Annotated in this window: 12 protein-coding genes; 1 reads left to right on the top strand and 11 read right to left on the bottom strand. The window is 36.8% G+C overall.

What is annotated here, in order from left to right:
• The 7 genes from HMPREF0381_RS05050 to HMPREF0381_RS05020 form a co-directional block, all read right to left on the bottom strand.
• Nucleotides 1-1,797, bottom strand: coding sequence for an ABC transporter permease (locus HMPREF0381_RS05050; RefSeq protein WP_242824392.1), 1,797 nt, complete (start codon nt 1,795-1,797; stop codon nt 1-3).
• 44 nt (nt 1,798-1,841) lie between these two features.
• The gene (locus tag HMPREF0381_RS05045; protein WP_040461167.1) at nt 1,842-3,242 is read right to left on the bottom strand and encodes a hypothetical protein; all 1,401 of its coding nucleotides are present in this window, start codon (nt 3,240-3,242) and stop codon (nt 1,842-1,844) included.
• Nucleotides 3,243-3,558: 316 nt separating this feature from the next.
• Nucleotides 3,559-4,083 (bottom strand): adenine phosphoribosyltransferase, encoded by a 525-nt coding sequence (locus HMPREF0381_RS05040; RefSeq protein WP_008750823.1) that lies wholly within the window; start codon nt 4,081-4,083, stop codon nt 3,559-3,561.
• Nucleotides 4,084-4,169: 86 nt separating this feature from the next.
• Nucleotides 4,170-5,417, bottom strand: coding sequence for a serine hydroxymethyltransferase (gene glyA, locus HMPREF0381_RS05035; protein ID WP_008750822.1), 1,248 nt, complete (start codon nt 5,415-5,417; stop codon nt 4,170-4,172).
• Nucleotides 5,418-5,476: 59 nt separating this feature from the next.
• Nucleotides 5,477-7,213 (bottom strand): single-stranded-DNA-specific exonuclease RecJ, encoded by a 1,737-nt coding sequence (gene recJ, locus HMPREF0381_RS05030; protein WP_008750821.1) that lies wholly within the window; start codon nt 7,211-7,213, stop codon nt 5,477-5,479.
• Nucleotides 7,214-7,234: 21 nt separating this feature from the next.
• On the bottom strand, nt 7,235-7,513 hold the full coding sequence (locus HMPREF0381_RS05025; protein WP_008750820.1) for a barstar family protein: 279 nt from the start codon (nt 7,511-7,513) through the stop codon (nt 7,235-7,237).
• A 10-nt stretch (nt 7,514-7,523) separates the two neighbouring features.
• Nucleotides 7,524-8,240 carry a ribonuclease domain-containing protein gene (locus tag HMPREF0381_RS05020; protein WP_008750819.1) on the bottom strand — a complete coding sequence of 239 codons (717 nt, stop codon included), beginning with the start codon at nt 8,238-8,240 and terminating at the stop codon, nt 7,524-7,526.
• A gap of 139 nt (nt 8,241-8,379) precedes the next feature.
• Between HMPREF0381_RS05020 and HMPREF0381_RS05015 the strand changes: the two genes are divergently transcribed.
• Nucleotides 8,380-9,210: an MBL fold metallo-hydrolase gene (locus HMPREF0381_RS05015; protein ID WP_008750818.1), complete on the top strand. Its 831-nt coding sequence runs from the start codon at nt 8,380-8,382 to the stop codon at nt 9,208-9,210.
• Here the strand turns inward: HMPREF0381_RS05015 and brnQ are convergent.
• Genes brnQ through HMPREF0381_RS04995 form a run of 4 tightly spaced genes read right to left on the bottom strand, consistent with a single transcriptional unit; the run spans nt 9,207 to nt 13,819 of the window.
• Nucleotides 9,207-10,523, bottom strand: a complete 1,317-nt coding sequence (gene brnQ, locus HMPREF0381_RS05010; protein ID WP_008750817.1) for a branched-chain amino acid transport system II carrier protein — start codon at nt 10,521-10,523, stop codon at nt 9,207-9,209. The genes HMPREF0381_RS05015 and brnQ overlap by 4 nt on opposite strands.
• A complete protein-coding gene (locus tag HMPREF0381_RS05005; protein WP_040461164.1) occupies nt 10,520-10,972 on the bottom strand; it encodes a YhcH/YjgK/YiaL family protein in 453 nt (150 codons plus the stop codon). The genes brnQ and HMPREF0381_RS05005 overlap by 4 nt, the downstream gene beginning before the upstream one ends.
• Nucleotides 10,973-11,015: 43 nt before the next feature.
• Nucleotides 11,016-12,311 carry a DUF4026 domain-containing protein gene (locus tag HMPREF0381_RS05000; protein ID WP_008750815.1) on the bottom strand — a complete coding sequence of 432 codons (1,296 nt, stop codon included), beginning with the start codon at nt 12,309-12,311 and terminating at the stop codon, nt 11,016-11,018.
• Entirely contained in the window at nt 12,311-13,819 is a 1,509-nt protein-coding gene (locus tag HMPREF0381_RS04995) for a tetratricopeptide repeat protein (RefSeq protein ID WP_008750814.1), read from the bottom strand. Before HMPREF0381_RS04995 ends, HMPREF0381_RS05000 begins: the two co-directional genes overlap by 1 nt.
• Nucleotides 13,820-13,853: the final 34 nt, after the last annotated feature.

The following is a 13,853-nucleotide window of genomic DNA, read 5'->3' as shown; positions in this document are numbered from 1 at the left end:
TCAACCTCCTATTCCATTGTCAAGGCTTGAACCTGTAAGCTTGTCCGCCAATGTATTAAATATAAGTATAGTTACAATCAAAATAAGGTTTATAGCACTTGAAAATGCATACAGTCCCATCTCATCAAAGTAATCAAGTGTTGTTGAAAGTATAAATCCTTGGGTACAAAGTAATAGAAATAGTGACAACTCTCTCAAACAAGTCATAAACGGTAAACTGAAACCGCTTATTATGGAAGATTTCTGAATCGGAATTATTATCTTAACCATTCTCTTTATCCAACTTGCATTTTGAATTATTGCCGCCTCCTCAAGCTCATTGCTGATTTGTAACATGGAATTAAGTGAAGCTCTGCTTGCAAACGGTATATACTTTATGACACCGGCTATAATAAGAAGGTAGTAGGTATTAAAAAGATTTATATGCTCATTTGAAAACAGTATAAAGAATGCCGCACCCACTGCTATAGACGGCATCAAATAAGGTAAAAACGCCATATTGTTGACATAAGCAGCCCACCTTGAACGTCTGTTTTTTGCTACTGCATATCCAATCAATGTACCGACAGTTCCTGCAATGGCCGCACAGGCGAAAGCAAGTAATAATGTACCCCAAAATGCATGCCATATAGTGGGATTGTGTAGTATACCCTGCTGTCCATACAGACCGTTTTCAGTCAAATTCTCACTTGTAAGCCACCACTTTGTTGTCAGGTTTCTAAAATCACGTGTATACAAAAAGCTGTAATCTCCCGGATTCGGTAAGAAAGTCTCAAGTGCAAAGAGCATTATCGGCCAAATACTTGTTAAGAATGTCATTACAATATAAACTGTTCCGACTATATACTTTCCCGCCTTACCTATATTTATCTTTGAAAGCTGTCCTGACTTTCCTGTAACTGTTGTGTAGTTCTTTCGACTCTTAAGTGAGAGCTGATTCAGAGCCAAAATCATTATTCCAAATACCATCATAATGATTGCAAGTATACTTGCTTCACCTGTATACTTACTGTTTAAAGAAATATACTTTGTTGACAATGTGGTAAGTCCAAGATAATGTGGCACAGGATATGAGCCCATTGCAGAACCGAATACAAGCAAAATTGTATTCAGTATCGCAGGAGTTATCATAGGTAATGTAATCATTGTCATAATTTTCCACTTTGGAGTATCAAGTATTGTAGCCGCCTCTTCAAGATTTGCATCCATATTTTTGAAGATGCCTCCAATCATAATGTAGGCAAACGGTGCATAGTGAAGTCCAAGTACTACAGCACTCGGAAACAATCCCTGACACCACCACTTCGGAAAAGTCACACCTGTAAGTGAAGCTATAAGTCCGTCGGCAGTTCCAAGTACTGCATTTGAATTGAACATATTTTGCCATACAACCGCCAAGGTCCACTGCGGCATAATATATGGAAAGATAAATATTGAACTCAAATATTTTTTAAACTTCATATTGGTTCTGGTAACCAAAAATGCAAAAAAACCGCCATATAAGATGGATATAATGCAGGTAAATATTGCCAAAAACAATGTGTTTATAAGTGGCTTCCACAGATTGGACATTGCCAGTTTGCTTGTAAATAAATCTATATAGTTTACAACACTGTAGCCTGAAGCTTTTCCCGTCAAATGCTGGTCAATGGTTCCCGGATGTATCACCAGTGTATCCTTTACTATTGCCACAACCGGAGCAACAGTCGAAAATGTCAACATTATTCCAAAAATAAGTAAAATAATATTCTGTGGTTTGCCAAAAAATGTCCTGATTCTATTTTTTAGGATTCCCATAATATTCTCCTTAAAAGGGTGCTGCATATGCAGCACCCGAGCTCTTAGTTCTTATCAGAAGCTTTACTAAGCATTTCAATCCAGCTACCTACAGTAAATGAAACATCTGCACAATACTGTGGATCCTCTAATACAAGTTCACCCTCCTTTGTCCACCAGTCATAGCCTCTGTCATCTTTAGCCGGGAACTGATCCTCACCTGCTTCATTGTATCCGCCTTTTTGATGCTGATACTTTGCCTCTGTTGCTTCCATTACTTTAGGATTTGAAGAATATCCGCCCATGTCCTTTCCCCAAGCACTGAAACCGTCTTCTGTACAAGTCATGTATGCTATAAATGCACATGCCGTCCATGGAAGCGGGCTGTTCTTTGTAAGGAACAGATAGTGATCATATCCATAGCCGCCAATTCCTGTATAATCGTCCTGATATGCCGCAACTGTTATATTGTTTACTGAAACATTAGCCGATTCTTCTACAGAACGAAGTTTTGAATAAACCAGTAATCCTGACTGATCCTTTGCAGATGTATCTACAAGCGTATTGCAAATAGGACCGTCATCTGTCTCCTCTGTATAGTTTTCAACCCAGAGCTTAATCCATGCCAGAGCATACTTGCCGTTTTCAGACAGACCAAGATCCTTTGCATCAGACTCTACACCTTTAATAACAGGATCAAAATATGCTTTCTTGGTATCATCCAACTTATCATATGCTTCTTTTAACTTATCGGAGTACTCCTGTTTTGTCAGCATATATAAGAAGTTCTTTCCTACAAGTTCAGAATCAATATCCATAAACAGCGGATGTGAACCCTCATATACGAAATCCCAGCAGTTATTATATTTTGCATCGCCTGTGTTGTTGAACATAAATACTTTATTCAAAGTCTGAAGCGGTAAAAATCCCTTATAACTGTCTGCGCTTATACCTTTAGCCTCCGCCCAATCCTTCGGTATAAAGGTCTTCAGTATATTGGTATCTACCATCTTTGTCTGGATCTGATTACCGTCCTGAATAAGAGTCATTGCAAATGTACCGCTTGGCTTAAGCGAATCTGCACTAAGCTGTTCAAATATTTTATTGTTCTTTGGCTGCTGCCACTCAAACTCCATATTGTAATTCGGATCAATAGTCTTCAAATATGAAATAAAAAGCGGCAGTGCAGTCTTTCCACGGCTTGAGTTTCCAACCCCATAGAAAGTCTTACCGTTTGATTCTTCTATAGCCTTTTTTGCAAGCTCCTCAAGGCTCATCCCTTGAGCCTCCGCAATAATATTATCTACCTCACTCTTTTCAGTATTTGCCGCCTGTTTGGAGCCTGTCTCCTGTGACTGAGCGGTCGCAGTGTCACCTGTAGTCTTTGCGGTACCCGAACCACAAGCACCCAATGTTGCAACCAACATAGCTGATACAATTGCCAATGCCAAACCTCTTTTTTTCATCTTACCCTCCTCTGTTTCTGTCATTATTCAGTGCGTAATAAAATGTCATATTTATAGTAAAAGCAAAGCTTTATAAATTTTCACCTCCAAACAATCAAGACAACTTCACCTGTAAAAATATTTTTCATAGATCACGCTCACTGAAACTTTTATTCAATTATAATTTCATTAGGTATTTTTGTCAAGAAAATATATTTTATATTAAATTACTTGCTAATTTTACATCAAAATATATATTTATATTAAGTTTATTTTTTACAATAAAAAAGCATAATCCTTGTAAGACAAAGATTATGCCAAACTATCTACCTGTTCATCAATTTCCTTCATATTTTATGAGACTGTCTACATCATACTTTAAAAGCTTTTTTCTTCCTTTAAGCCCTTCAAGCTCCATTACAAATACAATCTTTACTATCCTGCCGCCAAGACCCTCCACAAGCTTTGCAATAGCCTCCGTTGTGCCGCCTGTAGCTATTAAATCATCAACTATAACCACTTTGTCTCCGGGTTTTATGGCATCCTTGTGAATTTCAATAGTTTCCTTGCCATACTCAAGGTCATAGTCTATGCTTACAGTCTCACATGGAAGTTTTCCTTTTTTTCTGACAGGGATAAATGCCTTATGCTCGGCGTAGGCTACCGGTACACCGAAGATAAAGCCTCTTGACTCCGGACCTACTATCATATCATAGTCAATTCCCTGTAACTTCTCTCTCAGCTCGTCAATGCTTAGACAAAGTCCGTCAGGATCCTGCAATATAGTGGTCACATCTCTGAATATAATTCCCGGCTCCGGAAAGTCAGGTATACTTCTTACATATTCCTTTAATTCCTTCATTTCACACACCAAAGCAACCCAAAATCTCTTGGGTCACCCTTTCTAAAATAATATAATTTCATATTTATAATGCCACAAATGTGTCTTTATTTGTAAATAGGATACTTATCCATAAGTCTTGTAACTTCAGTTCTTATCTCATCAGCCTTTGTATCAAAGTCATATGCTGTCATCTTAATAAGTCTTGCTACGGTCTTCATATCCTCTTCTACAAGTCCACGACTTGTAACCGCCGGAGTTCCTATTCTGACACCGCTTGTAGTAAACGGACTCTGAGGGTCATTTGGAACTGTGTTCTTATTCAAAGTTATATACACTTCATCACATTTGTTTTGAAGCTCTTTTCCTGTAATCCCGGTTCCTCTAAGGTCAAGAAGCATCAGATGATTATCTGTACCGCCTGTAAGAATATTGAAGCCTTCAGCTATAAGTGCATCAGCTAAAGCCTTGGCATTCTTTACCACCTGCTCCTGATACTTTTTAAACTCAGGCTTTAGAGCCTCACCAAAACAAACCGCCTTTGATGCTATTACATGTTCAAGCGGTCCGCCCTGTATTCCCGGAAAAACCGCCTTGTTGAAGTTAAACTTCTCAGCCGCTTCTTTATTTGCAAGGATAAGTCCGCCTCTGGGACCTCTAAGTGTTTTATGTGTTGTAGTGGTTACAACATCGGCTATTCCTATAGGTGACGGATGAAGTCCTGTAGCTACCAGTCCTGCAATATGAGCCATATCCACCATAAGATATGCACCAACCTTATCTGCAACCTCTCTAAATCTCTTAAAATCAATCACTCTGGCATATGCACTTGCACCTGCAATAATCATCTTAGGTTTATGCTCTATAGCTAATCTTTCAAGCTCATCATAGTCTATAAAACCTTCATCATTTACACCGTAAGGTACTATATTGAAGTACTTTCCTGAAAAGTTTACAGCTGAACCATGTGTCAAATGTCCGCCATGATTGAGATTCATTCCAAGTACGGTATCTCCTGCCTCAAGCATTGCCAAAAATACCGCCATATTTGCCTGTGCACCTGAATGCGGCTGAACATTGGCATAGTCACAACCGAAGAGTTTCTTTGCTCTTTCAATTGCAATACTCTCCACTATATCCACATCTTCACAGCCGCCATAGTATCTCTTTCCCGGATACCCTTCAGCATATTTATTTGTAAGCACCGTTCCCATTGCCATCATCACAGCTTCAGATACGATATTTTCAGAAGCAATAAGCTCAAGATTTCTTCTCTGCCTGTTTGCTTCCTTCTCTACCGCCGTTCCGACCTCCGGGTCAAGCTCCTTTAAAAATTTCATCACTTCATTAACCATATCTAACTCTCCTACCTACAACTGTTTTATCGCTTCTGAAAGTATACAATAAATAAACTCTATTTGCTATATATTTTTATCTTATAACCGGTTATAATTACTTGCAGGCTTTCCCTGCCGCCATATTCATTGATATCAGGATAATATATAATATCTATTTCCTTCTTACCTTTAAGTTCTTCAAAGAAGGCTTCACCGTCTCCAAAGTATATTCCGTCCATTCTTGTGCCGTCCACATCTTCAAGTACCATCTTTACAACATTTTTGCTCTTTCCGAGTATATTCTTTGACAGGATCTTTATATCCTTCCTTGCAAACTTCGGCTTATCATTCTTATTTCCGTATGGCTCCAGCTTTTCAAGTTCTCTTACAAAATCAATACTGAGATATGAAAACGGTAGTGCAATATCAATCCATATCTTCTGTATGAAGTCCTCTTTTGTAAGCTTTGAGTTTTTATTTAATTTTTTTCTAAACTCATCCAATCTGTCCTTTTTCAGACTCATACCCGCCGCCATATGATGTCCGCCGAATTTTTCAAATATATCCTTGACTTCATACAGTGCCTCAAACATGTTGTAGCTTTCTATTGACCTTCCTGAGCCTTTTATCATACCTTCTTCACCAAAGGCATCTGTAAGTATAATAGTAGGTTTTCCAAGTGCTTCTCTAACCCTTCCCGCTATGATTCCCGCAATTGACTCATGACAATTTTTAAGATATATTACCAATATATCATCATTGATATACTCACTTTTTGCCGACTCTATGGCGATTTTTACATTTCCGGCTGTGAGATCCTTTCTCTCATCATTAAGCTCTTTTAGATGAGAAGCATATTCATTTGCCTCATCACTGTTTTTTGACATAAACATATTTAACGCCACAAGAGCATTTTCAAGTCTGCCACCTGCATTCAGGCAAGGCCCGATTACAAAACCGACGCTGTAAGCACTGATTTTTTTTCCTTCCATGCCGGTAGCCTTTATAAGTGCTTTAAGCCCCGGGTTTTTTGTATTCATCAAACTTTTCAGACCGTTTTTTACAATTATTCTGTTCTCATCTACAAGCGGCATAACATCACCTATAGTTGCAATAGCCGCCACTTCCAAAAGGTCGCCAAGTTCGCTGTCTTCATACAGTTTTCCGTCATAAAGTCTTTTATAAATATATTCCACAAGTTTATAAGCTACCAATGCACCACAGATGGTTTTGAAAGGATATGTACAATCACTCCTCTTCGGATTGATTACCACATCGGCTACCGGCAGATAATCTTTTCCGTCTTCCTGATACACCTCATGATGGTCTGTGATAATAACTTTTATTCCGAAATTATTTGCAAGTTCCATCTGTTTATGAGCAGCAATACCGTTGTCACATGTGATAATCATAGAGACTTTATCATTTGCCGCTTCATTTATAATATTGTCATTGATGCCATAGCCGTCCTTTATCCTATCCGGTATCCTTACATCCACATTTGCACCGAAGTGCTTTAAAGACTTCATTAAGATATATGATGAACAGACTCCGTCTATATCATAATCTCCCACAACTCTTATCTTTTTCCCCTTTTTTACCTCACTCATGATTTCCTTATAGGCATCTTCCACACCGTACAAGTCTTTTGCATCATGCATCAAATTCAAATCATTGTTAAGATATAGAGAAAAGTCTTCTTCCTTTATATCTCTATTTACCATTATTCTTGCTAATACAGGTGAAATATGAAAACGGGCTGATATTCTTTCAAAATCAGCCCGTTTTGTATATAGCATCCACTTTGACTCCATCTAATCTCCATTCTAAATATATTACTCAGGCTTCTTTTTATTTACCTTTGTTTTTATTATAGCCAGATGTGTATTTTGTGACACTGCATCGCTAAACACTTTAAGCACTGTTTTTTGAAATTCATTTTCCGCATCATATCTTATATCAACAGCTGTGTCGGTACTTATGTCAGTCAAACAGTCAAACAAAGCATCCAGATTTTCTCCATAGTAATCCGGAAACTTCAATTTCTTTTTTAAATAACCGTGTAATTCTTTTTTTGTATTAAACTTATCCAATTTTAAAGTAATATTATTCATTTATTTTTCCCTAATACAATTGTTCAAATGTCTTGTAATGATCTTCCGTATAAAAAACCAGACCGTCATTTGAATATATCAGTCTTTTAGCACCTCTATATCCGCCTTCATAATCAATATCACATTCAAAATATCTTCTTCCGGTTGCCCTCGGCAAATTTCCCTCATAATTTCCGAAAGCACTGCCGCCTATACTCATTCCGGGAAGTACATCTGAAAGGTTTCCCTTTTCCGGATCCCATCCCATTTCCTGTGCTTTAGCCTTTGTAATATAGTTCAGCGGCAGTTTACCGTAAGTATGAATATACAATGCAACATCATCCTTGGAAGTATAGTTACCGTTTTCTTCTACATTTATACTTCCGTTTTCACCGGTCTCTACAGTGGAATCTTTTGTGCTTTCAATTTCCTGACTGCTTGTTTCATCAGATGATTCACTTACCGACTCCTGTATTTGCTTTTTATTCTTACGTTTTTTTGATTTATTATTTTTTTGTTTATGCTTTTTTTGACCTTGTGTCTCTTTTATCTCTACACTTTGTTTTGTACCGCTTTCCTTAGCAATACTCTTGCTCTGAGTGCTTTCTGCCTGACCGGTATTTTTATCAGGAATAATTTTATTTTCCCGCCTTGTGCAAGCACCCAAAGCAAACATTAATCCCAAAATAATTATAGGAATCCACCAAAGCAGCTTCTTTAACAGACTCCCGTTTTCTTTATTTGTCATCTTTTCACCTCACATTCTTATCATTATACGAAACGGCATAATTCTTCGCAACGAAAGATTATATTAAGTTTGACCAAGTGTATTATATTTTGTATAATATGGTTTAAAACAACTAAAATACAGTAAGGTATGGTTATTTATGAAAATATATATATTACAAACAGGAGAGGTTAAGGTGGCACCGTCTCTTGCATATAGCGGCAATAATAAATTCAATCCGCAAACATACGGATTATTTTTAAAGGATATTGATAGAATAAGCGTTCCTGTATTATCATTCCTTATCCAAACAGGAAAGAAAAATATACTGGTAGACACCGGTATCAAAAAGGAACTTGAGTCGGATTCCCCGCTAAGCTTTAATAAACAGCTAAGTGCCGTCAAGGCGCCTCTTACATTTGCTTCCACACATTTTCATCTGCAAAAGGACTCTTCACTGATTTCAAGACTTGAAGCTCTCAATCTTTCTCCAAGAGACATTGACTGTGTGCTTCTTACTCATCTTGATTTTGAAAATGTAAGCGGAGTTGCAGATCTCTTACCTGATACCAAGATTTTGGTTTCAAGAGATGAGGCAAAGGCGGCAATAAAAAATCCTCTCAGATATTCAAGAAACTGGTGGAAGAATGCAAATATTTCTATATTTGATTGGAACGGTAAAGAAGGCCCCTTTGAAAAATCTCTTGACTTACTGAAAGACGGCTCTATCAAACTTATTAAACTGTATGGACATTCTGCCGGTATGTTCGGAGTAAAGATAACATCTGATAATAATAAGTTCACTTTACTTTATGCAGATGCAGGCTATGGCGAACAGGCTTGGAAAGAGCTTACACCGCCTGCCGTAAGTGTAGACAAAGAAGCCTCTATGCATGCACTTGAATGGGTCAGAATGGAGTCAATGGACAAAAACTGTGCCTACAGCCTTGCATCACATGAAGCTACATCCCTTAAGGTTTTGAGATTTTAAATCTCAAAACCTTCTCCCCTTACTTTGTCTTTTAAAACAAGTGAAAGCAATATTCCAAAAACAACAATATTTATCCAGACAAATCCCGCTCTTCCGCCTATAAACAGTGACATAAATATTTTTATCAATTTTATATCTGATATATTTCCTATTACATCTATTGCAGAGATTACAGCTGTCAAAATAATTGTAAACTTCATACCTGTCTTGGACAGACTTATAAATTTATTCAATATAACTGTCAATACAATAACTATTGTAACAGGGTATAAAATTTTAAGTATCGGAACAGAAATCTTGATAATAGTATTAAGTCCGAAGTTTGACATAGCAAAGCCTGTCAGTGTAAAAATATTTACATAAGTTCTGTAGCCGAACATTTTAAATATGTCGGTAAAAAACTCTGAAGTTACTGCAATAAGGCCTACAGTAGTGGTAAAACAGGTAAGGATGGTCATTGTTCCAAGAAAGATCTGTCCAAATCTTCCAAAAAGTTTATAAGAACTCATAGACAATATATATGTACCTATATTGGTATTAGGATCTGATAAAACTTCCTTTGAAATATCAAACTTATTTCCCAAAGCACCGAGTCCGATATATAAACCGCTAAAAAATATAGTTGTTACAATGCCTACAATCGCCATTATTCCTTTATACTCTTTTTTTGAGGAAAATCCGAAGTTCTTTATACCGGAAGTTGCAATCAAACAAAAACTTACGGAAGCAAGTGCATCCAAAGTATTGTATCCGTCAAAAAATCCCGTCTTTAAAGCTACAAGACTTCCCGTCATCTCACCCTCGTTTACAGCATGAAAATTAAGATTTCCTACAATTATAAGTATGACTATAAGCAGCGCAAATATAGGAGTAAGCACCTTGCCCACTCTGTCCATAAGTTTTGAAGGATTTATAGCTATAAGATATGCAAAAAGAAAATATATTATACTGAATACAAATAAAGGCATTCTCCCATTTCCGGTAACCGGAGCAATGCCTATAGAAAATGAAGTACTTGCAGTCCTGGGTATTGCAAAGAAAGGACCGATAGCAAGATAAAGTACTGTAAGATATCCTATTGCAAAGTTTGTATCCACCTTTATACTAAGTTCTCTCTTATACCCGCCTCTTACCATAGTACCCGCTATCAGTGTGATTATAGCTATTCCGACTCCTGATAATACAAAACCTGACATAGCATAAGAAAAATATTTTCCTGCCCTAAATCCAAGTTCAGCAGGGAAAATCAAATTCCCTGCTCCGAAAAAAATACCGAAAAGTAACAGTCCTATTAAGAAACCCTTTTTTATCATACTCTTACTTTTACAACTGCCTTTTTTGCATATTCAGGTTTATCCACACAACATCCGGGCATATGCGCATCCTCCGGTGCCACCACTATAAACTCACCCGGATGTAATATCACATGGCCGTAGATATCCGGTGTTTTAAAGAAAAGCACATCATTTTCAGGTTTTGTCTCTTTTACCTTAAGCCCCTCTCTGTCACAGATACCAAAAAATTCCACACCTTCTACCATGTATTGAATATCAAAGAATTTATCATGTGCCTCAAACTTTTTTTCTTCCACCTTCAATGTGGTATATTCCTGTACATTTGCAACCACATCACTGCCTGCTATCTCATACTTTCCTACAGGCAATGACTTCAAATCATGACTTTCCAACCAGTCATAGGCTTTCAAAAATTTCTCATCCAAATAATTGTACTTCTTAGCTAACTTGATATTTGTAAAAAACATATTCTCTCCTTTATAAATAAGCTCTTTATAGTAAATAATCCCCTTATAATAAATAAGCTGTATTCGGTTCAATCCTCATATCATCAGTATATACTATCCAATCCGTTACATCACATATAGTATATTCACCCTCATCTCCCTCTTTCATAGACGGTACTCTATATGGGTTCTGTGTCAGTACGGCTCTAAACCCGTCTTCGTTAAATTCCTTTAACTCAAACCATATATGTTCAAGATTTTCATAGTCTATATTTCCTTCCTCGTCAGTTGTAGGAAGACCTATTTTTATTAAAGCTGTATAATCATGATTATTTGAAACAGCCTCTTTTAACAGCCCAAACCTATCCCTTGCCATGAACTTCATATTCTCCGTCTGCTCATTTGAATAATAATAAAGCGGATTGTTTATAAGTCTCTCCTCTACTTCAGACGGCTTTGTATATCTCTTATTATTGGCATCATCTTCAGTCAAGTATAAGAAAATCACTCTGCTGTTTGTGTTGTGACTGCATTCTCTATCGGCCGCTCCGCCAAGTATATCCTTAGGATATTTGCAGACAGCTTCATTCCAAGGAAGAGTGGTGGCTACAATCATATTTCCGTCTACAAACTCACCTAAAAACATATAGTCATCAATAGCTTCATTTTGATACAAAACTCTGTTGGCTACAGTATTTATCAGGTAATACAGATCATTTGCATTGTCCTGACTGATATCTAAAAGTTCAAACTCTGAGAACCCTGTCCTGCATATTCCATGTGTATGAAACCAAACTTTTTTAGTCTTATCATCATATACCGCCTGTACGGTAAATATACTGTCTGCACTTGGAGCAACTCTTGAATCGGCCGCCAACTTCACCCATCTTCCGCTTAAAAGTTTCTCTGCACTTTCATCTATTACTGCCAATGTATCAGGGAAAAATGCGGTTATCAGTTTTAATTGCAGATGATATGAGTCAAAGTAATTTTTATTGAACTTCATATATATAATAAATGATTTGGTCTTTTTCTCAATTTTTTTAAAGTCTTCATCATGAATCTTTTGCTTTTGCAATGAGTACAAACTGTCAAATACAAAATCCCCAAAATAAAAGCCTATACCATACTCTTCTCCTTTATATTCAAGTATAATATTGCCTGACTTATCGTCTTTTTGATTGAATTCTATAAGGTTAACTTCATCTATCGCTTTTATTCTCTCTTTGGCATCTGTAATGTCTTCAGTATCTACACTGTCAGACAGCACATGCATATATGAACGTTCTTCCCACAATTCCATCGGTGCAACTTTTGGCAGTTCCACCTCATTTTGCTTTTTCTTAAATAAGTTAAACATTATTCCTCCTTAAATGTCACTAATTTTGATATTTTTCTAAATGTCTTATAACCTGCAAGCTTTATATTTTTCTCTTCAAAGAACTCACATGCCGCATTCATAATATCCATAAAGCTTCCAAATATCAAAAAATCAAGATATCCGCATATCTTACCTGTAGCACCCTCTAAGAAGGCTATATCTTTAGTCTTACCAAGTTTATCAAGCTCATTTAAAATATATTCCATAAGCTGATTTCTAATATTCATAATTTCAAACTCATACTCTAATGAAGAATTTGTCAGCTCCCCTCCTTCTATACTGAAACAAAAAAAACCGGCCATAACGCCATTTCTATACAGTTCATCCATTATAGGCATTATATCAAACGGTCCGCTTGATATATATTCACTTATAAGAGAAGGCAAACATGTAGTGCCTATATATATATCCTCTCTGATATCTTCCTCTATAGACTGTAGTTGATAACCGGAATACATCTTCAGATACTCTTTGGCACTTGTTCCAAGTCTGAATCCCTTACTTTTCGCCCTGTCTCTAAGACCGTTATAATCCACACATTCTTTTAAGAAATCTTCCTTTTCATTATAGTCAAGTACTATCTTACATGTATCCTCAGTCGGAGCATTAAAATCATCTTCATCCGCAATATCAAACTCAAAATCATTTGCCATCAAATCTATCTCACCAAAGATATCTATAAAAAGCTGTTCAATAACCTCTAACGGAATATCAAACTCATCAGCATATATAATTATCTGCCTGTCATCACTGACAAAGAATCTAAGTTCACTTATATCATATTCCTCATCCTCATATATCATTATATCTTTGATATTTTCTTTTGGTGATATTCCGACTTTTATATCAAACAGTTTTCTTAGAGTATCAGGAACGGTGTCCTTAATATACTCAAGCATAAATACATTTGACTTATCATCACCTGCTTCAAGTTCAAGTATCCTGCCGTCCGATAAAATATTTACATTTATCTTTTGAAATATATCCCTTATACCGTCAGCTGTTATATCGGCCACCTTTTCATGGTAGTCCTTGCTGTTTTTATCATATTTTCTTATCTCTTCTTGTGTATCTTCCCAAAAGAAATCCAGTTTCTGTGACATGGATACCTCTACAACTCCATCTGTCAGCCGGTTCACACATTCATTCATCATATCAATTGTGTCTTCATCTCCGGGTCTGGCATCCAGTGCCTGCTTAAAGTAATGCAAAGCAAGTCCATGCTCATCAAGGTAAAAGTATGAATATGCCACTCTGAAGTAATACCTGTGATTACCTCTAAAATACTCCTCATATGGCAACAATAATCTCAGTGCCTGTCCAAACATCTTATAATCACCCGGCTCACCCAGATTATTGTATGCCCTTGCAAGCTCTGAGTCCATCTCAGGAGTTCTTGCATTCTCAGGCAGAATCTCAAGTGCATCCACTACCTTTTTATATTCTTCATTATCATTCCACTCTTTACACTGTTCCAGCAATTCCATTTTCTTTCCTTAGTCTATACAAAAGTCTATAAAA

The sequence above is a fragment of the Lachnoanaerobaculum saburreum DSM 3986 genome (assembly GCF_000185385.1).
Classification (GTDB): domain Bacteria; phylum Bacillota; class Clostridia; order Lachnospirales; family Lachnospiraceae; genus Lachnoanaerobaculum; species Lachnoanaerobaculum saburreum.
This window is presented reverse-complemented; position numbering and strand designations above follow the sequence as displayed.